We start from the raw sequence: 20,462 nt of genomic DNA, 5'->3' as shown, positions 1-20,462 counted from the left end.
AATGGCGCGCGACACAACCGATTTCCGGCCGATCGAAGGCGTCGACGAGCTTGTCGAGCATCTGGCTGAAGGCAACAAGCCGCGCGACAAATGGCGCATCGGCACCGAACACGAGAAATTCCCGTTCTATGTCGACGGCAATGCGCCGGTGCCCTATGGCGGCGAGCACGGCATCCGCGCCATTCTCGAGGGCATGCAGGAAAAACTCGGCTGGGATCCGATCATGGATGCCGGCCGCATTATCGGGCTGGTCGAGCCGACCGGCCAGGGCGCGATCTCGCTGGAGCCCGGCGGCCAGTTCGAACTGTCCGGCGCGCCGCTGGAGACGATCCACCAGACCTGCCGCGAAGGCAATGCGCATCTGGCGCAGGTGCGCGAGATCGCCGAGCCGATGGGCATACGCTTCCTCGGCCTCGGCGGCAGCCCGAAATGGTCACTGGCCGACACACCGAAAATGCCGAAATCGCGTTACGAGATCATGACGCGCTACATGCCCAAGGTCGGCACCAAAGGACTCGACATGATGTACCGCACCTGCACCATCCAGGTGAATCTCGACTTTGAGAGCGAGGCCGACATGCGCCGCAAGATGCAGGTGTCGCTGAAGCTGCAGCCACTGTCGACGGCGCTGTTCGCCAACTCGCCCTTCACCGAAGGCCGGCCCAACGGATTTCAGAGCTGGCGCGGCGACATCTGGCGCGACACCGACAACCAGCGCTCGGGCCTGCTCGAATTCTGCTTCTCGCCCGATTTCGGCTTCGCCGATTATGTCGAATGGGCGCTCGACGTGCCGATGTATTTCGTCATCCGCGACGGCCAGTACCACGACATGACACACGTCACCTTCCGCCAGTTCATGGCAGGTGCGGCCCGCAACGAGATACCCGACGGGCTGCCGACGATGGGCGATTGGGCGAACCATCTGTCGACGCTGTTCCCCGACGTGCGATTGAAGCGTTTCCTTGAAATGCGCGGCGCCGATGGCGGACCGTGGCGGCGCATCTGCGCGCTGCCGGCCTTGTGGGTCGGGCTGCTCTATGACGCGGCGGCGCTCGACGCGGCCGAGGCGCTGACCTCGAGCTGGAGCTATGAAGAGGTGCTGGCGATGCGCAACGCCGTGCCGGAACAGGGCATTTCGGCGCCGTTCCGCAACACGACACTGCGCGAGATCGCCCGCGACGTGCTTGTCATCTCGCGCATGGGGCTGAAGAACCGCGGCCGCAAGAACCGCGACGGCTATGATGAAACGTCGTTCCTCAGCACGCTGGACGAAGTGGTCGCGCGTGGCACGACAAGCGCCGAAGAGCTGCTCTCCGCCTATCATACGCGCTGGGGCGGCTCGATCGAGCCGGTGTTCATGGAATATGCGTACTAGCAGTTTGCTATCCGGTTGGCCGACAGCTCAGGAATAGTCGCCTCAGTTGGTAATGGAAACGAATTAGAGCGCCGCGCCCTGGTGGACGCGCAAGGACGCTCTGACTCTCTTTAAGCTACCGCATCGTGCTTTCCGAAATCGATTCCGATTTTCGGGCCGATGCGGTAGGCTTTCCTGCGAGGATTTTCCCGGAGGAGAAAACCAATGCCTTCCTTGTTCGACATTCTGGCGCAGGCTCAGAACGGCCACGGCATGCAGGCCCTGGCCCAACAGTTCGGGCTGTCGCAGCAGCAAACGCAATCGGCGGTTGAGGCGCTGCTGCCGGCTTTTTCACAGGGGCTGAAGCGCAACACGTCCGATCCTTACGGGCTCGGCGCATTCATGACGGCAATGGCCAGCGGCCAGCACGCCAAATATTTCGAGGACGCAAGCCGGGCTTTCTCGCCGCAGGGCGTCGATGAAGGCAACGGCATTCTTGGCCATCTGTTCGGCTCGAAAGAGCTGTCCCGCGCCGTTGCCAGCCAGGCTGCGCAGGCAAGCGGTGTCAGCCAGCAGGTTTTGCAGCAGATGCTGCCGGCCGTGGCTTCGATGATGATGGGCGGACTGTTCAAGCAGACTACAGATCAGATGCAGGCAGCAGGCGGATTCGGCGGCGGCAGCAATCCGCTCGGCGAGATTATCGAGCAGATGATGCGGCAGGCCGGCGGAGCCGCGCAAGCGCCGGCACCACAGCAGCGCCAGGCGCCCGGCCCGATGGACAACCCACTCGGCAAGGTGCTGCAGGACATGTTCGGCGGCGGCGCGCAACAGCCGCAAAGCCAGCCGCAGCCCCAACAAACGCAGAACCCGTATGGTGACAATCCGCTCGGCAAGGTGCTGCAGGATATGTTCGGCGGTGGTTCGCAACAGCCGCAGCAGCCTCAGCCGCAGCCGCGTCAGGCGCCCCAGCAGCGCCCGGCGCCACAGCCGCCGGCCAATCCGAGCGGCAGGCCAAGGAATCCGTTCGACGATTTGTTCGGCAAGATGTTCGAGACGGGCGCGCAGCAGCGCGACGATTACCTGAAGGGCGTCGAATCGATCTTCGACCAGTTCAAGCGAGGAATGGATCGCCGGTAACCCGACGAGTCTGCCGGCATCTGATCTTCAGCGTTGATCAAAGAAAATGCCCGGTCCTTGTGAGAACCGGGCAGTGTGCAGGCGGGCCGGCGGGGGACCGGCAGGGAGTGGGAGCCTGCGAAATCCAAGCGCCGTGCGCCCTTTAGACGCGCAAAGCACGCGAAAGGGCACGCAACAACGCCATCATGCCACCTTGCGGGCAATACCCTCTATCGTGTCTGTGCGATCGGCCGCGATGATGCGAAGCCTCTCGGTTGGATCGCGGCCGAACGGCACCTCGATGGCGACGTGGAGATCGGCGCGCGTCAAGCCGATGTCGGCGAGTTCGGCGTCCGACATCTCGCCAAGGCGATAGAAGGCGCGGCGGTTTTTCCAGGCGCGATAGACGTTGAAGATGGTGTCGACTACGCGCGTCGCAATAGCCGGACGCGACGTAATGCGCGAAGTCTCGGTGGCGAAATCAAACGTAGCCATGTCAGTCTCCTTCATCGAAAGGACGAGACAGGTGATCGGCGCTGGTAACAGCGGCCGTTCCGGTCCCGATTCACATGCCGTCATGTGGACAGTCGTAAATTTGCCATCGTTCGATTGATTAATCCAACGAATGTTTCTAATCTTTAGCATCAACACTAATGATGGATTGGACCGATGAAAGCGCCACTCGATCTCGATCAGTTGCAGACCTTCGTCTCAATCGTCGACACCGGCAGCTTCACCCGCGCGGCGGAAGCGGTGCATCGGACCCAGTCGGCGGTGTCCATGCAGATGCGCCGGCTGGAGGAACGGATCGGCAAGCCGCTGTTCGAAAAGGACGGGCGCACCAACAGGCTGACCGAGGAAGGCGACAGGCTGCTCTCCTACGCAAGACGGTTGCTGTTCCTCAATCGGGAAACGCTGGCCGCCTTCGACGACCGGCGGCTCGAAGGCACGATCCGCATCGGCACGCCGGACGATTATGCCGATCGTTTCCTGCCCGAGATCATGGCCCGCTTCGCCCGTTCCAATCCACGTGTCGAACTGACCGTGATCTGCGAGCCGACGCCGGGGCTGGTCGATCATATCAAGCGCGGCAATCTCGATCTGGCGCTGGTGACGCACAATGACGCACACGGCCAGTCGGAAGTGGTGCGGCGCGAACCGCTGCTGTGGGTCACTTCGGCCAACCACGCGACACATGAGCAGGACACATTGCCGATGGCTTTCGGCCGGCCGAACTGCATCTGGCGGCGGGCCGCCGTCGACGTGCTCGACCGGCAGAACCGCGACTACCGCATCCTGTTCACCAGCTTCTCGGCAACCGTCATCACCGCCGCGGTGCTTTCCGGCCTGGCGATCTCGGTGCTGCCGGAATGCGCGCTGCGGCCCGGCATGCGGGTTCTGGGCGACGCCGACGGGTTCGGCGCCCTGCCCGATTGCCGCATCGGCATCATGCGTGGCCAGACGTCGCGGCCGGAGATCGTCGATGCGCTGGCCCGCCACATTTCGGAAAGCCTCGACAATATTTCCGTGCCGCTCGGCGAAGATACGGGAAGCTTCGACTTCCCGGCATTTGCCTTCTCTAAGACGAAGCGGACCAAGCCGAACCAGATCTCGCCGGGCTGGTGAAAAACCCCCGCAATTGGCCGGCACCGGACACACCCGTCTTGACGCGGACGGACAACCGCCCCCCAATCGGCCAATGAGCGACGCAGTATCCGAATCACGCACCAACGCCACCGAATACACGGTGAGCGAGATTTCCGGCGCGCTGAAGCGCACGGTCGAGGACGTCTTCGGCAATGTGCGGGTGCGCGGCGAAATATCAGGCTATCGCGGGCCGCATTCCTCCGGCCACGCCTATTTCTGCCTGAAGGACGACCGCGCACGGCTCGACGCCGTGGTCTGGAAGACCACGATGAGCCGGCTGAAGTTCCGCCCCGAAGAGGGCATGGAGGTGATCGCCACCGGCCGGCTCACCACCTATCCTGGAAAGTCCAACTACCAGATCGTCATCGACAATCTGGAGCCGGCCGGCGCCGGAGCGCTGATGGCGCTGCTGGACGAGCGCAAGCGCCGGCTGCAGGCCGAAGGCCTGTTCGATGCCGGCCGCAAGCGCTTGCTGCCATTCATGCCGCGCGTCATCGGCGTCGTCACCTCGCCGACAGGCTCTGTCATCCGCGACATCATCCACCGGATCAAGGACCGGTTTCCGCTGCATGTGCTGGTCTGGCCGGTGCGGGTGCAGGGCGAAACGGCCGGCGCCGAAGTGACCGCCGCCGTCAACGGCTTCAACGCGCTGGCGCTGGATGGCGCCATTCCGCAGCCCGACCTGCTGATCGTGGCGCGCGGTGGCGGCAGCCTCGAGGATCTTTGGGGGTTCAATGACGAGGCGCTGGCCCGCGCCGTCGCCGCCTCGCGCATTCCGGTGATCTCCGCCGTCGGCCATGAAACGGACTGGACGTTGATCGACCTGGCGGCGGATGTGCGGGCGCCGACACCGACGGGTGCCGCTGAGATCGCCGTGCCCGTGCGCGCCGACCTCGAAGTGACGCTTGCCAGCCTTGGCGCGCGGCTCAAGGCCGCGGTGTCGCGCAATTTCGAGCGCAAGCGCCAGGCGGCGCGTGCCGCCGCCCGAGCGCTGCCCTCGCCCGACCAGTTGCTGGCATTGCCGCGCCGGCGGTTAGACGAGGCGACCAGCCGGCTTGGCCGGGCGCTGTCCGTCAGCGTCCAGCGCAAGCGAGCTAGGCTTCAGGCGCAGCGGCTGACGCCGGCCACCCTGTCGCGACGCATGAACGAGGCCCGCACGCTGGCCGGCCGCGACCTTGGCCGCGCGCAAGCGGCGTTCTTCGCCATCGTGCGCGAGCGGCGAACGCGGTTTTCGCGCACCGCGGCGCGGCTGTCGCCGGCGCCGATCGCAAGGCGGCAGAAATTGCAGGCAGATGGCCTGGCGGCGCTGTCGCGGCGACAGGACCGGGTGATTTCCGTACGGCTCGAGCGCTTGCGCGGGAAATTGACCCAGGCCGACCGGCTGCTGGCCACGCTGTCGCACAAGGCGGTGTTGGCGCGTGGCTTCGCCTTGGTGAAAGACGCCGACGGCGCGGTGATCAAGCAAGCGGCGGAAGTGGTGCCGGGTATGGCACTTTCGCTGGAGTTTGCCGACGGGACCGCCGATGCGGTTGCGACCAGCGGTGCCGCGCGGCCGAAAACAACTGCTAAGCCGGCCGCCAAAGCCAAGGAGCGTGGCAATCAAGGCTCCCTGTTCTGAGTGGCAATGATTTCTGAGTGCCTATGATTTCTGAGCCCGCATGACCGACAATCATCACCAGACGACGCCTTCCGGCAGGCCACGCGCGCGAGCCTTCGGCATAAGTTTTGACGGCACGCCTGGGCCGTTCAACGCCGTCACCGATGTGGCTGGCGTTGCGGTCGGTTATTCGACGCTGATTTTGGGCGATGGTAGGCTGGTGGTCGGCAAGGGACCGGTGCGCACCGGCGTGACCGCTATCCTGCCGAGACCGCGCGCCGATCTCGCCACGCCGGTCTTTGCCGGCATCTTCAGCCAGAACGGCAATGGCGAATTGACCGGCTCGCACATCATCGAGGAGACAGGTGCGTTCAATTTCCCGATCACCATCACCAACACGCATTCCTGCGGCGTTTCACGCGACGCAACGCTGCGCTGGATGCAGCGCGTGCTGCCGTCCGCGCTCGACAGCGGCTGGGGCCTGCCGGTGGCTGCCGAAACCTATGACGGATTCCTGAACGACATCAACGGCCACCATCTCAGGTTCGAACATGTTGCCGCGGCGCTCGATGGCGCGACCAGCGGATCGATCGAGGAAGGCAGCGTCGGCGGCGGCACCGGCATGATCGCCTTCGGTTTCAAGGCGGGCTCCGGCACGGCATCGCGCCTCGTCGAATGGCACGGCGGGCGCTACACGGTCGGCGCGTTGGTGCAGGCGAATTTCGGCAAGCGGAGCAATTTCACCATTCGCGGCCTGCGTGCCGGGCCCGATCTCGTAGAACCGGCGATCCGCGAAAGCACGCCGCGGGCCGAGAAAGGTTCGATCATCGGGATCGTCGCCACCGATGCGCCGTTCATGCCGCATCAGATGAAGCGGCTGGCCCGCCGGGCGCCGCTCGGCGTCGCCATGACCGGCGGGTTCGGCTATCATAGCTCGGGCGATATTTTCCTGGCCTTTTCGACCGCCAACCGCGAGGCGGCGCTGGCGCCGTCAGGCCGCATCGCCAGCGCCGATTTTATCCCGGATACCGACATCGATCCGTTCTTCGACGCCGTGATCGAGAGCGTGGAGGAGGCGATCCTCAATGCGCTGGTCGCCAATGACGACATGACCGGGCGCGACGGCAATTTCGTGCCGGCGCTGCCGAAGGCATGGCTCAAGGGCAACTTCGGGGCAAGTCAGGGAAAGTAGCACTGTGGCGTGTCACACGTCGCCCAGGTCTTGGAAATGGTTGAGCCTGGTAAACAGATGCCTTTCCCGGCCTTTCGCCGGGTCGGCATGTCACTCGGCAGGCTTGTCCGAATTCTTTTCGTCCTGGTCGGCCTCAGCCGCCTCTTCCAGCTTCGACGCTATAAGCTCCTGAATGTCGCCGACCTCTTCCTGGATATCCTCCAGCGGTATGCCGGCTTCAGCCGCCCTGGCGGCGCATTCCCTGGCGAGGGTCTCGGCCTGCTCCTCGATCCTGTCCAGCGAGGGCTGGCAGTGGACCTTTTCGCCGATCCACCCTTGCAAGAACTCGATCGCGTGTTCGCTCATGCTGCTGTTCCCTGGCGGCTGCGCCGGTTGGTATTCATAAACGCCGGTATCCCCGAAAAGATGCACGATCCCATTCCAACCGAGTCGTCGCCGTCCGGCAAGCCGATCTTGCCCAAGCTCCACAGAGCTGACGTGAATCGAAGGTTCAAGGAGCACATTCTAATTGTTGAGGCGATTCTATTTTCTGAGGAGACTGGCACCGTTGGCTGGGATCATGTCCCGGATCGAACCATTGTTTCTACTTGCTTTTTTCCGGAATTCCAGTCAATTTGTATGACAATTGGTGTCACAATACGTGGCACGTTTGCGGTGCCATTCGCTGCGCACCCCTAGGGCACGCGGCCAAAGCCGCCGCTATATAGTGACATCCTCAGGCAATGTCGACTCTGCTCGCCATCCTGCTTGTTTCCGCTCCGCCGAGCGCATCTGTATGGCGTATCATCATCATCGGGGCGAGCATACTTCACCGGGAATCGACCGAGCGCATCGAGGTGCTGAGCAGCTAGGCGCGATAGCCTATGCCGGCGATCTTGCCGCGGGTCGCTTCTCGCCAAAGAGTTGCCTGCTGGCGGCCCGGGAGGCTGATTTCTTCGGCAAGTGAGCTGTTTCAAATAATCGAAAAGTTCGGCTTATCCGCCAACCATGAGCTTGACGACTTCGTCATGGTTGGTTTCCGAGATCTTGCGCTCGCCAGCCTGAACGCCGCGGCGCAGCACGACGATGCGGTCGGAAACGGCGAAAATATCCTGCAGATTGCGCGAGATGAAGATCACGCCCCGCCGTTGTGCCTTGAGTTGGTGGATGAGCGAAATGACCTTGCGCTGCTCCGGTACGCCGAGGGCCGCGGTCCGTTCGTCCATGATCAGGATCTGCGCGTCCCAATAGACGGCCCGGCCGATGGCTACAGCCTGCCGTTGACCGCCGGAGAAATTGCTGACCGGGGCGTCGAGCCGGCTGACATGGAAGTCCAGCCGTCCCATGGTCTGCTTGGCGGCGACGGCCATGGCCTTGCGATCGAGCACCGGCAGGAAACCGAAGGCCTTGCGCATGGGTTCACGGCCGAGAAAGATATTGGCGCCAATGGACAAATTGTCGGCGAGAGCGAGATCCTGGTAAATGGTCTCGATGCCTTTTTCGCGCGCCTCCTGAGGCGTCGCGAACGTCACCGGCTGCCCTCTCAGCAGAATTTCACCGCCGGTCGGCTGAAAGACGCCCGATATCGCCTTGATCAGCGTCGTCTTGCCGGCGCCGTTGTCGCCCGCCAGCGCCACCACTTCGCCCGGCCGCACGGCCATGGAGAAATCATTCAGCGCCTGCACCGCACCGAAATGCTTGGAAAGGTGTCGGACTTCGAGAAGTGGGGTGGTTTGTTCGGAACTATTCATCCTGGCGAGCTCCACTGAACCGGCGCTGCGCCTGGTCGATAAGGACAACATGGCACTGATCGCGGAAATGGCTCTCGGTGCCGCCAGAGGCCATGAAAGCATCGTCATGTTCACGATCGGGACCGGCATTGGCGGTGCCGTGGTCCAAGACCGGCGGATCGTCCGCGGCAAGGGGACGGCGGGGCAGCTCGGCCACATCACCGTCGACATGTCAGGCGAAGCGTGCGTCTGCGGCCGGCGCGGCTGCGTTGAAACCACCAGCTCAGGCACAGCGCTTGGCCGTCACATCGCGCGGGCAGGCCTCGGTCCGGATGTTTCGGTCGATCAGCTTTTTGGCCGGGATGCGGGCGGCGACGCGCTGGCGCGCGGCATACTGGAAGCCTGGGCCGGGCCGCTGCGTGCGGCAATCGATACGACCGTGGCCATGTTCGCCCCTGACCTGGTCCTGCTCGGCGGCGGACTTGGCCTGGCGGCCCACCGGGCGCTTGCCAGGGCTCCCGCCTTGGCTCCGTGGTACCAATGCCCGGTGGAATCCGCGCAACTGGGCGACGACGCAGGCGTCATCGGCGCCGGTGTGCAAGCGCTCGCGACGAAGGCGGCAGTCGCGCCCGTGTCCTTGCCATCTGCCCGGCTCAACCCCGGCCGGCGTGGTGTGCCCGCCAGGCGCGCCGTGCCCAGCCGGCGCGCCGTGCTCGTTAACGGCATCCCCGCCAGCGGCAAAAGCACCGTCTCGCGCGGCATCGCCGAGCGCATGGGTTGGCCATTGCTCGCGCTCGATACCATCAAGAACCCGTTCCTCGAAGTGCTCGGCGGCGGTGATCGCGAATTCAACCGGACGCTCGGCCGCGCCAGTTACCAAGCCATCTGGTCGGTCGTCGGCGAGGCTCCGTCTGGCACCATATTTGTCGTCGACGCCTGGTTCGGCTTCCAGCCGCGCCAGGTGCTCGAGGATCACCTGCGAAGGGCCGGCGTCGAGCAGACCGCCGAAATCTGGTGTCATGCTCCCGGCGAGGTTCTTGCCGAGCGCTATCGCGCACGGCTCGACCAGCGTCCCGCCGGCCATCCGGGAGCGGCCTACATCCCCGAACTGATAGAACTGGCCAAGCGCGCCGAGCCGCTGCGGCGCGGACCGCTGTTTGACGTCGCCACGACCAAACCGATCGCTTTCGATGCCATCACACAATGGTTGCAGGCGACGATAGCGGCTGACACATAGGCAGCGCGGCCGCCTACCTCCGGATCCACAATCCGAGTGCAGCCGTTGATTGGCTTTTTTGCCTTTATGTTACCCCGGTGCCTGCCCGCCCCGTCTCGACAATCGTTCCCGAAATACCTGTCAGGATGGCTTGCCGCCTTGAGCGGGCGCGCGTTTGTGTAAGCGGATTCGCGCCCTGCCAGTGGAACAAGAATTGCTCCACACCGTTCAAGCTAAGCAATCCGTCGCGGCAGCAATGAAGCGCCATAGCGGAGTTTGCTTGGAGGTAATATGAGAAAGCAACTTTCCTCGGCCGCGGCAGGCATCCTTCTTCTCGTTGGCGTCAGCGCCGCCGCCGCTCAGGACGTCATCATTCAACCCGAGCAGGATACTGTGATTCGGGAATACGTGAAAAAGAAACCGATGGCATCCATCAGCCTTCTCGGCGTGGAGCTCAACATCGGCACAGCTCTGCCCGATACAGTCGAGCTTTACGAGGTGCCGGACGTTCAATACCGCTACGTCGTCGTAGATGGCCGAACCGTCCTGGTCGACCCATCCACCCGCAAGATTGTGAAGGTCTACGACTGACACGAACTCTTCGGACAGACGCCCGCCGTGCCGAAGTGCGCGGCGGGCTTTTTGTTTGGAACGAAGGCCAGCGCCGGACGCGCTAACCGCGCGTTTTCGGGTTCGGGTCTAGCGCGCTTTTCGACGGATTAGCGGCCAATTTGGCGGATCGCCGATCCCTTACCAACAGCGATTTCTTTGTTCTCGCCGGCAACTCATCGCCATTAGCAGTCGCTCCGCCATGCTTCGCGGCAATCGCATAGTCGGCTCTGTTCGTTCTATAGTGCACAGTTATCGTCCGATTCAGAAGATTGACGCGGCATAGCGCCCGGCAGTTCCGAAGGTTGCTAATGTGCGAGACAACGCGCTTCGCTCCGGCGGGACGGCCCAGCGGCTTGGTTGCGTGGGGGGACTGGCAGCTAGAGGCCGCTGGGCCTGACCAGCGAGCACTGGGGAGTCGTCGCCTGGCTGGCGAATCCATGCGCTCAAGCTAATGGAATCGAAACATGCAAACGAAGTACGTGGCGGTAATTCCGCTGTGTAGAATGCCCTGCAATGGGTCAGCCATTTTCCGACGACGGCTCCGTCGAGGCGTGGTGGCCCCTACCCCATCCGCCAGCAGGTTGAATTTATTGAGGACAGTAGTGGTACCGTTGGCTGGGATCGAACCAGCGACCTCCGGATCCACAATCCGGCGCTCTAACCATCTGAGCTACAACGGCACGTTTGCCTGAGCGGGAGTGGGCGGAACGTTCATTCTCCGGGACCCGCTCTGTCGTTCGGCGATGCGTCAATACGGGCTATCGGAGTTTAATTCAAGGCTTTTGGCCGCGCATGGCCCCGAAAATCAGAATCGATTTTCGGAAAGGATCATTCGCAAAATCCAAAGTTCTACAGCGTCCTTTGCGCACCAGGAAGCGCGGCGCTGTCGGCAAAGAGTGCTCCGGCATCGACATCGTATTTCGCCGGGCAAAGAAAAAGGCCGGCGGGAGGAGGTGCCGGCCTTTTCCTGTTACGAGCCAGCGGGAGGAGGTGCTGGCTGGCCACCCCGGAGAGCAGAGGGAGGAGGTTCCACCCGCCGGGTATTCGCTTGACCACTATATCGCACATAATCCTGTTCGAAGAAATGCGACCTTTTGTTGCATCATCGAAATATGCGCAAATATTAGGCGGCCTTGATTTCGCTCATCGCCTTCTCGAAGGCGGTCTTGATCGGCTTGGAGACGTCCTCGGCCGCCTTGGAGGCGACGGTCTGGAACTCCTTTGCCTGCTCGACGGTCATCTCGACGCGCTTACGCAGGAATGCGGTCTGCAGTTCGACGACCTCCGACAGCGACTTGGCGCCGATCAGCGCTTCGAAATGCGAAAGGCCGGCTTCGGTATTGGCGCGCAGAGCGGCGATGGTCTTGAGCGACAGGTCGTTGGAAACGCTCTTGGCGGTCTCAAAGGTCGACTCCAGAGCCTTCTGGGTCTCTTCGGCGCCGGTCTTCAGCTTGGCATAGGCATCTTTCGACTGCTCGACGCCCTTTTCCGCGAAAGCGCGGATCTGGTCGGTGGCTTTGGAAGCGTCGAAGCTAGGGAATTCGACATTTTCAGCGGTCTTGGTCCTGGACATTTTCCATCCTTTGCAGCGGCAGCGACTTCGACAGAAAGCCGTCTCGTTCATGTATGATGGCAATATAAAGGCAAATTTTGTGCATTGCAATATCTTTGTTGCAGCGCACCATAGAATTTCGCTCCCAACGTTAACCACGAGCCCAGAGATTCCGGCGGTTGCACGCTATGGCTTGTGGACCTTCGCGCCGTCGGCTTTTATTAACAAAGCGTTAACCGCAAACTGCCGCTCTGTGAGGGTTCCCAAAGCGCATGCCGTCCGAAAACTACTCCTTCCTCGACGTCGCCGTGCTCGACGCGGTCCGCCAGCGCTTTGCCGCCGGCGACGCGATCGCCCTTCTGTCGGCAGACCTCGAACAGGTGATCTGGGCCAACGGACCAGGGGCAGCGGTGTTCGGCTACCCCGACATCGAGGCCATCATCGGCGCCTCGACAGGCTTGCCGCTGATCGCCAGGCGCCAGATCATGGCGACAAGCGGCTTTCCACAGATCGGTCGCGACCGCGCCATCACGGTGCGGCTGGCAACCGGCCTGACCAGCCGCGCGGTTGGCTTTCTGGCCAGCGCGGTGACAATGCCTGACGGCGAAAAAGCGATCATGCTGGCGGTGCCGGCGGCACAGACCGGCTCGCGCAGCGCCGAGATCGCCGCTCAGGCCATCAGCGGCTTTACCGAAGACGGTCATTTCATCGCCTTCGTCGATGCCAAAGGCAACATCGAGGCCGCTTCCGACGGTTTTTCGGCGCTCGGCATCTTGCCCGAAACGCTGGCAGCGCTTGTGACCGATGTGGCGAACGAGAACGATCGCATCGTCAAACGCCTCGTTCCAGGCGGCACCACTTCCTATCCGGCCGGCCTCGCCCGGCTGACGGACGAGCGGCACCTGCTGGTGGTGATCGACGAGAACCGGCTTGACTCCGAAGCAGGCTCTGCTGGCGAGCGCAGCGCGGGAGGAGAAACCGCTATCGGTGCGGCGGCGGCCGATGCCGCAGTCCCGCCAAAAGCAGAGCAGGACAAAGCGCCCGCAACAGTCGCGAAGTTGGATGTGGCAGCGCAGACCGTCCCGGCAGCCGGCGGAGACGGTTCGGTGTCGGCGGAGCACGACGTTCCCGATTCGACCGGGCCAGATTCAACCAGACCTGATTCGACCAGACCTGATTTAACCGCGCCCGATTCGACCGAGCAGGGTCCGGAAGCGGCCGGCGGAATGCCTCCACAGCATGACCATTGGTATTTCAGCGCCAGCGAGGATGAGGCGCAAAAGCCGGGCCGACCGGATGCGTCCGGACATGTCGAGGCGGATGCTTCGGCCGAAAGTTCCGCACAGGATGCCATCGGGGCCGGCTACCCGACTGAGCGTGCCATCCCCTCGATCGACCGCGCGGCGCCGCCCCTGCGTTTCGTCTGGCGCACCGACGCCGAAGGCAGGTTCAGTGCGCTGTCGCCGGAATTCGCAGAACTCGTCGGCAAGCCTGCCGCCGATGTGATCGGCCGGCGTTTCAGGGACGTCGCGGCCACCTTCGACCTCGATGCGTCCGGCGAGATCGCCGGCCTGCTCGACCGTCGCGACACCTGGTCCGGCCGCTCGGTGCTGTGGCCGGTTGCCGGCACCGATTTCAAGATTCCCGTCGACCTGGCGGCGCTGCCCGTCTACGGCCGAAGCCGTGCCTTCGAGGGTTTTCGCGGCTTCGGCGTTGCCCGCACCGGCGATACAGTGGTCGATCCGGAAGCGATCGGTATGGCGCTTGTCCCTAATGCCGGGGCTCCCGCAGCCTTCGAGCCGGAAGTCGCCGAAACGCCTGACGAAACCGACCCGTTCCAGGGCGAGGTGCCGGCGCTGACCATCGTGCCGAAGCCGGAGCGGCGCTTTGCCGACAAGGTGATCCGGTTGGCGGAGCACAGGCAGCCGGCCAACGACAAAGGCCTGTCGACGCTGGAACGCAGTGCATTCCGTGAAATCGGCGATCGGCTCAAGAAGGACAATCCCCCAACCGAACAGCCCGATGCTGCAATGTCGGCAGAACCGGCTGCGGCGGAACCGTCCGAAACCGATGTCGAAGACGAGAAGGATGTCGCGAGGCTCGACGCCGAGCAGCGGGAAGCAACCGTGTCCGGCATCTCAGGCTCGCTGCTCGACTACGCCGACCGGGACTATGTCGCCGACAATAGCGACGGCGCCCCGGTTTCGGAGCCGGACAAGGCGACGCAAGAGGTAGTCGAACCCACCGACACGGGCAGTCGATCGACCGCCGCCGAAGACGACGACAGCATGACGGACGCCGATTTCCGTGATGCAGAAGACAGCGAGGATTGGGCGCCGTCCGGTGACGACGAAACCCGTTCGTCAACCGATCACATCGGCGATGTCGGCGACGTGGAGGCGGCGCCGATTGAGCGGCCGCGCCTGCAGGTGCCGCCGCTCAAGCTCGAAGGGTTCGTGCCATCGGCTTTTTCGACCGCAGATGGCAGCAAGGCTCCGGACACTTCGATCCTCGGCAAACTGCCGGTGCCGCTGCTCATCCATTCCGGCGACGATCTCCACTATGCGAATGAGGAATTCCTCAGCCTGACCGGCTATGACACGCTCGACGATCTGGAGGATGCCGGTGGCCTCGGCGCGCTGTTTGCCGATCCTTACGACGACAGCGCCTCCGACGGAACCGATCACGCGCTCCGGTTGAAGACGCATGACGGTCAGGAGTTCCCGATCGAGGCCATTCTGCGTTCGGTTCCGTGGCGTGGCGGCAAGGCGCTGATGCTGGTCGTGCGCCGTTCCGGCGACGACGAGGCAGCAGCCATTCTGCATAGTACCGCCGACGACCAGACGCAGCCGGACACTTCCGAGCTCAAGGCACGCATCGCCGAGATGCGCACCATCATCGACACCGCGACCGACGGCGTCGTGCTGATCAGCCGAGACGGAACGATCCGCTCGATCAGCCGCCCGGCCGAAGCGCTTTTCGGTTTCGACAGCGACGAGGTGAGCGGCAAGCCCTTCGTCTCGCTGTTCGCGATCGAAAGCCAGCGCGCCGCGCGAGACTATCTCGACGGATTGTCCGAGCCCGGCGTGGCGAGCGTGCTCAACGACGGCCGCGAGGTGATTGGACGCGAGGCGCAGGGGCGCTTCATTCCGCTGTTCATGACCATCGGCAGCCTGCCCAACGATAGCGGCTTCTGCGCGGTGGTGCGCGACATCACCCAATGGAAGCGGGCCGAAGAGGATCTGACCCAGGCACGCGCCGTGGCCGAGCGCGCTTCCTCGCAAAAGACCGACTTCCTCGCCCGCATCAGCCACGAGATCCGCACGCCGCTCAATGCCATCATCGGGTTTTCCGAGCTGATGGTCGACGAGAAATTCGGGCCGGTCGCCAATGACCGTTACCGCGACTATCTACGCGACATTAACCGGTCGGGTAATCATGTGCTCGACCTTGTCAACGATCTGCTCGACATTTCGAAAATCGAGGCCGGCCAGCAGGAGATGGCATATGAGGCGGTGTCGCTTAACGACACGCTGTCCGAGACGGTGGCGATGATGCAGCCGCAAGCCAACCGCGAACGTGTCATCATCCGCTCCAGCTTCGCCTCTCGGCTGCCGGAAGTGGTGGCCGATCTGCGCAGCGTGCGCCAGATCGCACTGAACATCCTGTCGAATGCCATTCGCTACACGCAGGCCGGCGGTCAGGTGATCGTATCGACAGCTTACGAGATCTCCGGCGACGTGGTCATGCGCGTGCGCGACACCGGCATCGGCATGAGCCAGTCCGAGATCGAGCAGGCGCTCAAGCCGTTCAAGCAGATCAACGCGCTGAAGCGCGGGCGCGGCGACGGTACCGGTCTCGGGCTGCCGCTGACCAAGGCCATGGTCGAGGCGAACCGGGCCCGGTTCACCATTAACTCGACGCCCGGAGAGGGCACCCTGGTCGAAGTCGCTTTCCCGTCGACCCGCGTGCTCGCGGATTAGAGTGGCGGACTTTCAGTCGTCCGTGTCGCCGCTCTATCTTTTTGTTTGGCATCGGATTTTCCCAGCCGGTCCCCACTTTTGGGTCCGATGCTCCAAAAGAAAAGGCGTCCACAGGACGCCTTGAATGATTGGATTGCTGTTACACGGGGCTTGAGCGAATTCAGATCCTCCGGAGAGGAACGGGATTTCTCCCTCAAGTTACGCACGACTATCGATGCCGGCCCTTAACAAAACCTTACCGGCGCCGCGAAAAATTTACCAATGTGTACCACTCATGAATTCTAGGTAAATTCGAGCGAGATATTTCGTTAACCATGCTCAGCCGGACCTATTAAGTCGCATGGCACCGCCGGTCTGTTTGCTCAGTCGGCCAGTTCCGGCCGGTCGCGGAACAGCTCGAGCGCTTCGGGATTGGCCAGCGCCTCCTTGTTCTTGACGGCGCGGCCATGCACCACGTCGCGCACCGCAAGCTCGGTGATCTTGCCCGATTTGGTGCGTGGAATGTCGGCAACGACGACGATTTTAGCCGGCACGTGGCGGGGGCTCGCGCCGCTGCGGATTTTCGCGCGGATGCGTTTTTCCAGCTCCGCGTCGAGTTGCATCCCCTCAGCCAGCCGCACGAACAGCACAACCCGCACGTCGTTGTCGAAATCCTGGCCGATGCACAGTGCTTCCAAGATTTCCGGCATCTGCTCGACCTGGTTGTAGATCTCCGCCGTGCCGATCCGCACCCCGCCCGGGTTGAGCGTCGCGTCGGAGCGGCCATGGATGATCAGGCCGCCATGAGCGGTCCATTCGGCGAAGTCCCCGTGGCACCAGACATTGTCGAAGCGCTCGAAATAGGCTGCGTGGTATTTCTTGCCTTCGGGATCGTTCCAGAAGCCGATCGGCATCGCCGGAAACGCCTTGGTGCAGACGAGTTCACCCTTCTCCTGCCTGAGCGGGTGGCCGTCGTCGTCCCAGACATCGACGGCGAGGCCGAGACCAGGCCCCTGTATCTCTCCGGTCCATACCGGTTCGGTCGGCACGCCGAGCACGAAGCAGGAGACGATGTCGGTGCCGCCGGAGATCGAGGCGAGATGCACGTCCTTCTTGATGCCGTCATAGACGAAGCGGAAGTCCTCGGGCGACAGTGGCGAGCCGGTGGAGGAGATCGTGCGCACGCTGGAAAGATCATGCGTTTTGATCGGTCTGAGGCCGGCCTTGCGCACGGAATCGATGAATTTGGCCGAGGTGCCGAAATAGGTCATCTTCTCGGCGTCGGCAAAATCGAACAGCACGTTGCCGTCGGGATAGAAGGGCGACCCGTCATAAAGCAGAAGGGTTGCACCCGATGCCAGGCCTGAGACCAGCCAGTTCCACATCATCCAGCCGCAGGTGGTGAAATAAAAGAAGCGGTCGCCGTCGAGCAGGCCAGCGTGGAGCCGTTCTTCCTTGACATGCTGGATCAGCGTTCCGCCGGCCGAATGGACGATGCATTTGGGGATGCCGGTCGTTCCGGAAGAAAACAGGATGTAGAGCGGATGCGCGAACGGTAACCGTTCGAAGGTGACGGGCTTGGTGGCAAAGGATGAGAGCGCCTCGTCCAGCGCAGTCGCCTTCTCGATGGTCGCCGCCACATCGGTCGACGTGCCGAGATAGTCGACGATCAGGATCTTGCGGACGGTGACGAGCTTTGCCGCAACGGCCGCGATCTTGTCGGCGACCTCGATCGCCTTGCCATTGTACCAGTAACCGTCGGGCACGATGAAGACGACAGGCTCGATCTGCCCGAACCGGTCCAGCACGCCCTGTTCGCCGAAATCGGGAGAGCAGGACGACCAGACGGCGCCGATCGAGGCTGTCGCCAGCATTGCCGCGACGGTCTCCGGCATGTTGGGCATCATGGCGGCGATACGGTTGCCCTTTTTCACCCCAAACGACAGGAAAAGCTGCTGCAGCCGCGAGGTCAGCGCATGCAGCTCATTCCAGGAGAGCCGGCGCTCGACCTTGTCCTCGCCGCGAAAGACGATGGCGTCACCGAGTCCGGTTTTCTTCGACAGGTTCTCGGCGAAGTTCAGCTTCGCGTCGGGAAAAAACGCGGCGCCGGGCATTTTCTCGCCATCGACAAGCACGCGTTCGCCGCCGCCGGCGCCCTTGTCGCCCACGATCCCGCAAAAGTCCCAGACCAGGCTCCAGAATGCCTCGCGATCGTCGATCGACCAACGGTGTAGTTCGGCATAGGAGGAAAAAACCTTGCCGGTTGCGGCCGCGGCGGCCTGCATGAAGGCAGTCATCGGCGCCGCGTCGACCTGGTCTTTCGTCGGTGCCCAGAGCGGTGCGTCGCCAGCCATGATCGTTCCTCCTTAAAACACGTCACGTTTGGTTCACGCGACGCGCCTTAGACTTTTGTTTTATGTATGTCGTTATCCCAAAAGGTTGCGCATTTTGGCGACAGGCATTGGGATCGCTTATGCATATCGCGTCGCAGCAGAGCAAGATTTTGTTCGGCCGCGCGACGCGGATGTGCGCAAATGCCATCGCCGGGCCATAAAGACTTGAAATGCGTCAGCCCTAAGTCGTAGTGACGACTGGGGTTACACCCGTCGGGCGATTTTTGGTCGGAACGGAAGCATACGGGCGACATGTCATCACCTTTGATCCGGCGCGGAATATGGGCGATCGGCGTTGCCGTGCTCGTCATCGCGCTGGCCGTTGCCGCCCTGCCGCTCGTCGCCTCGACCCGCATCGTGCGCGACCGCATCGCCTGGGAAATGAGTGCGTGGAGCGGTTTCAGGGTCACCATCGACGGCGCCCCGCGGATCGAGGTCTGGCCGAATTTCCGGGCCATCCTGACCGACGTGACGCTTTCGCAATGGACAGAAACCGACACCCCGCCGGTGATCGAGGCCGAACGGGTCGAGGTCAATCTCTCCGCCATGGCGGCGTTGCGCGGCGATGTGGTGTTCTCGACGGCGAGGCTGATCCGGCCGACGATCAGGGTTCAACGCGCAGCACATGGGCTTTTCCTGCCCGCCTTGCCTTCAGGCGGACGCATCACCCGTTCCATCGACATCGCCCGCGCCGTGGTCAGCGCCAATCCAGCCAAGCCGGACCTGAGCAAGCTGCCGGCTGATCCGTTCGGCACCGTAGAGTTCAGGAACGGCCGCGTGGTGACCTCCGTCGATGGTAAGGACGCTGAGATACTGAGCAGCCTGAGCGGACAGGCGAACTGGGCCGCCATGAACAGCAATGCGACGCTGTCGGCGACCGGGATCTGGCGTGGCGAAAGCATCGCCGTGGATGCCGCATCGGCGAACCCGCTGGTGCTGTTTGGGGGCGGTGCGGCGCCGATGACGCTTTCCTTCAAGGCGGCCCCTGCCAGTTTTTCCTTCGACTGCGTGGCCAGCATGTCCGAGAATGCCTATTTCGACGGCCAGGCGAAATTTGCCGCACCCTCGCTCAGGCGCGTGCTCGAATGGTCGCGGGCCGGCATCGCGCCGGGCGCGGCAATCGGCTCGGTTTCCGTTTCCAGCAAGGTCACGGCGACCTCCGGCCGCATTAAATTCGAAAACACCGAGATCGCTCTGGACGACAATCCGGGAATGGGTGCGCTGGACTTCTCCTTTGGCGAGGCGCGGCCGGTGATCGCCGGTACGCTCGCCTTCGAGACGCTCGACTTGCGGTCGTTTCTCTCCGCTTTCACCCCCCTGGCGCCTGCGGACGGCGCTGGTCCAGGCGAAATCGACATAAGTGTCGCCGACCGGATCGATCTCGATCTCAGACTGTCGGCAGCGCAGGCCACCGCAGGCGCCATCCAGCTTGCCGACGTCGCCGCCGCCGCCCAGGTCAAGAACGGTCTTGCCGTCTTCGATATTTCCGATGCATCGGCCTTTGGCGGCAACATCCAGAGCAGTCTTCGTTTCGACCGCAAGCTGGGAGGCACGCAGGTCGAGATCAGGCTGCTCGCCTCCGACATCGATGGTGGGGCTTTTGGCACCGCAGCCGGAATGACGCGACTGGTGCCGATCGGCACGGGAACCGTTTCGGTCATCCTCAAGGGGCCGGGCAGAACCTGGGATTCCATTTTCGAGAACGCCGACGGCTCGGTTTCGGCGAAATTCGGCCAGGGCGCGTTGAGCCGGTTCAATTTGCCGGCGTTTCTCAAACACAACGAACAGGGCGGGTTCTTCGCGCTCGACGATGTCTCCGACGGAACGCTGCCGATCGACGGGGCCGAACTCAAGGCGAGCATTTCGAACGGTGTGGCGAAGATTGACAAGGCCGAAGCGAATTCGGCGAAGTACAAGATCTGGCTTTCCGGCATCGCCTCCTATGCCGGGCGCGGGCTGGCGCTGTCCGGCGGCATCATTCAGGCGGACCCGCCAGCCACGCAGACAAATAACCAGGGTCCCAACCAGTCTTCGTTCTTCGTCGGCGGAACGTGGAGCACGCCGTTCATTTCGCCGATAAGCCGCGGGGTTTCCGGAGAGTAGGCAACGAGG

The 20,462-nt window shown here is 63.0% G+C and carries 13 protein-coding genes, 1 tRNA gene and 1 pseudogene; 9 read left to right on the top strand and 6 right to left on the bottom strand.

Annotated elements, in window-relative coordinates:
* Nucleotide 1: 1 nt before the first annotated feature.
* Together A9K68_RS12275 and A9K68_RS12270 are read left to right on the top strand one after the other, a co-directional pair.
* Complete coding sequence (locus tag A9K68_RS12275; protein WP_065010789.1) at nucleotides 2-1,375, top strand: glutamate--cysteine ligase; 1,374 nt, start codon at nucleotides 2-4, stop codon at nucleotides 1,373-1,375.
* Between the two features lie 204 nt (nucleotides 1,376-1,579).
* Nucleotides 1,580-2,491 (top strand): DUF937 domain-containing protein, encoded by a 912-nt coding sequence (locus A9K68_RS12270; protein WP_065010788.1) that lies wholly within the window; start codon nucleotides 1,580-1,582, stop codon nucleotides 2,489-2,491.
* A gap of 183 nt (nucleotides 2,492-2,674) precedes the next feature.
* Here A9K68_RS12270 and A9K68_RS12265 read toward each other — a convergent pair whose 3' ends face one another.
* The gene (locus A9K68_RS12265; RefSeq protein ID WP_065010938.1) at nucleotides 2,675-2,965 is read right to left on the bottom strand and encodes a DUF1127 domain-containing protein; all 291 of its coding nucleotides are present in this window, start codon (nucleotides 2,963-2,965) and stop codon (nucleotides 2,675-2,677) included.
* A gap of 174 nt (nucleotides 2,966-3,139) precedes the next feature.
* Here A9K68_RS12265 and A9K68_RS12260 point away from each other — a divergent pair, with 174 nt between their 5' ends.
* From A9K68_RS12260 to A9K68_RS12250, 3 genes are all read left to right on the top strand, one after another.
* Entirely contained in the window at nucleotides 3,140-4,096 is a 957-nt protein-coding gene (locus A9K68_RS12260) for a LysR substrate-binding domain-containing protein (RefSeq protein ID WP_065010787.1), read from the top strand.
* 73 nt (nucleotides 4,097-4,169) lie between these two features.
* Entirely contained in the window at nucleotides 4,170-5,735 is a 1,566-nt protein-coding gene (xseA, locus tag A9K68_RS12255) for an exodeoxyribonuclease VII large subunit (protein ID WP_065010786.1), read from the top strand.
* A 40-nt stretch (nucleotides 5,736-5,775) separates the two neighbouring features.
* Nucleotides 5,776-6,906: a P1 family peptidase gene (locus A9K68_RS12250; protein ID WP_065010785.1), complete on the top strand. Its 1,131-nt coding sequence runs from the start codon at nucleotides 5,776-5,778 to the stop codon at nucleotides 6,904-6,906.
* Between the two features lie 90 nt (nucleotides 6,907-6,996).
* Here the strand turns inward: A9K68_RS12250 and A9K68_RS12245 are convergent, their stop codons facing one another.
* Nucleotides 6,997-7,251 carry a DUF768 domain-containing protein gene (locus A9K68_RS12245; protein WP_065010937.1) on the bottom strand — a complete coding sequence of 85 codons (255 nt, stop codon included), beginning with the start codon at nucleotides 7,249-7,251 and terminating at the stop codon, nucleotides 6,997-6,999.
* A 629-nt stretch (nucleotides 7,252-7,880) separates the two neighbouring features.
* Entirely contained in the window at nucleotides 7,881-8,636 is a 756-nt protein-coding gene (locus A9K68_RS12240) for an ATP-binding cassette domain-containing protein (protein ID WP_065010936.1), read from the bottom strand.
* Between A9K68_RS12240 and A9K68_RS12235 the strand changes: the two are divergent.
* A pseudogene (locus A9K68_RS12235) lies at nucleotides 8,602-9,852 on the top strand (ROK family protein); the annotation flags it as partial. The gene A9K68_RS12240 and the pseudogene A9K68_RS12235 overlap by 35 nt on opposite strands.
* A gap of 270 nt (nucleotides 9,853-10,122) precedes the next feature.
* Nucleotides 10,123-10,422, top strand: coding sequence for a DUF1236 domain-containing protein (locus tag A9K68_RS12230; RefSeq protein WP_065010784.1), 300 nt, complete (start codon nucleotides 10,123-10,125; stop codon nucleotides 10,420-10,422).
* 624 nt (nucleotides 10,423-11,046) lie between these two features.
* Here A9K68_RS12230 and A9K68_RS12225 read toward each other — a convergent pair.
* Both A9K68_RS12225 and A9K68_RS12220 read right to left on the bottom strand, forming a co-directional pair.
* Nucleotides 11,047-11,123: transfer RNA gene (locus A9K68_RS12225), tRNA-His, on the bottom strand.
* Nucleotides 11,124-11,566: 443 nt separating this feature from the next.
* Complete coding sequence (locus A9K68_RS12220) at nucleotides 11,567-12,016, bottom strand: phasin (protein ID WP_065010783.1); 450 nt, start codon at nucleotides 12,014-12,016, stop codon at nucleotides 11,567-11,569.
* Between the two features lie 251 nt (nucleotides 12,017-12,267).
* Here A9K68_RS12220 and A9K68_RS12215 point away from each other — a divergent pair, with 251 nt between their 5' ends.
* Nucleotides 12,268-15,978, top strand: a complete 3,711-nt coding sequence (locus A9K68_RS12215) for a PAS domain S-box protein (protein ID WP_065010782.1) — start codon at nucleotides 12,268-12,270, stop codon at nucleotides 15,976-15,978.
* Between the two features lie 362 nt (nucleotides 15,979-16,340).
* Here A9K68_RS12215 and A9K68_RS12210 read toward each other — a convergent pair whose 3' ends face one another.
* Nucleotides 16,341-18,311: an acetoacetate--CoA ligase gene (locus tag A9K68_RS12210; RefSeq protein ID WP_065010781.1), complete on the bottom strand. Its 1,971-nt coding sequence runs from the start codon at nucleotides 18,309-18,311 to the stop codon at nucleotides 16,341-16,343.
* A 291-nt stretch (nucleotides 18,312-18,602) separates the two neighbouring features.
* On the opposite strand from A9K68_RS12210, the gene A9K68_RS12205 reads away from it, so the two are divergent.
* The gene (locus A9K68_RS12205) at nucleotides 18,603-20,453 is read left to right on the top strand and encodes an AsmA family protein (RefSeq protein WP_065010780.1); all 1,851 of its coding nucleotides are present in this window, start codon (nucleotides 18,603-18,605) and stop codon (nucleotides 20,451-20,453) included.
* Nucleotides 20,454-20,462: the final 9 nt, after the last annotated feature.

The sequence above is a fragment of the Mesorhizobium sp. AA22 genome, assembly GCF_001672375.2.
Lineage (GTDB): Bacteria > Pseudomonadota > Alphaproteobacteria > Rhizobiales > Rhizobiaceae > Mesorhizobium > Mesorhizobium wenxiniae.
Note: the sequence above shows the minus strand (reverse complement) of the source record. Positions and strands in the feature narration are given on the sequence as shown.

What these genes read in the sequence shown, in the direction of transcription:
- A9K68_RS12215 (WP_065010782.1), top strand. Translation starts at nt 12,268, where the DNA reads ATGCCGTCCGAAAACTACTCCTTCCTCGACGTCGCCGTGCTCGACGCG.
- A9K68_RS12275 (WP_065010789.1), top strand. Translation starts at nt 2, where the DNA reads ATGGCGCGCGACACAACCGATTTCCGGCCGATCGAAGGCGTCGACGAG.
- xseA (WP_065010786.1), top strand. Translation starts at nt 4,170, where the DNA reads ATGAGCGACGCAGTATCCGAATCACGCACCAACGCCACCGAATACACG.
- A9K68_RS12240 (WP_065010936.1), bottom strand. Translation starts at nt 8,636, where the DNA reads ATGAATAGTTCCGAACAAACCACCCCACTTCTCGAAGTCCGACACCTT.
- A9K68_RS12210 (WP_065010781.1), bottom strand. Translation starts at nt 18,311, where the DNA reads ATGGCTGGCGACGCACCGCTCTGGGCACCGACGAAAGACCAGGTCGAC.
- A9K68_RS12230 (WP_065010784.1), top strand. Translation starts at nt 10,123, where the DNA reads ATGAGAAAGCAACTTTCCTCGGCCGCGGCAGGCATCCTTCTTCTCGTT.
- A9K68_RS12245 (WP_065010937.1), bottom strand. Translation starts at nt 7,251, where the DNA reads ATGAGCGAACACGCGATCGAGTTCTTGCAAGGGTGGATCGGCGAAAAG.
- A9K68_RS12205 (WP_065010780.1), top strand. Translation starts at nt 18,603, where the DNA reads ATGTCATCACCTTTGATCCGGCGCGGAATATGGGCGATCGGCGTTGCC.
- A9K68_RS12260 (WP_065010787.1), top strand. Translation starts at nt 3,140, where the DNA reads ATGAAAGCGCCACTCGATCTCGATCAGTTGCAGACCTTCGTCTCAATC.
- A9K68_RS12265 (WP_065010938.1), bottom strand. Translation starts at nt 2,965, where the DNA reads ATGGCTACGTTTGATTTCGCCACCGAGACTTCGCGCATTACGTCGCGT.
- A9K68_RS12250 (WP_065010785.1), top strand. Translation starts at nt 5,776, where the DNA reads ATGACCGACAATCATCACCAGACGACGCCTTCCGGCAGGCCACGCGCG.
- A9K68_RS12220 (WP_065010783.1), bottom strand. Translation starts at nt 12,016, where the DNA reads ATGTCCAGGACCAAGACCGCTGAAAATGTCGAATTCCCTAGCTTCGAC.
- A9K68_RS12270 (WP_065010788.1), top strand. Translation starts at nt 1,580, where the DNA reads ATGCCTTCCTTGTTCGACATTCTGGCGCAGGCTCAGAACGGCCACGGC.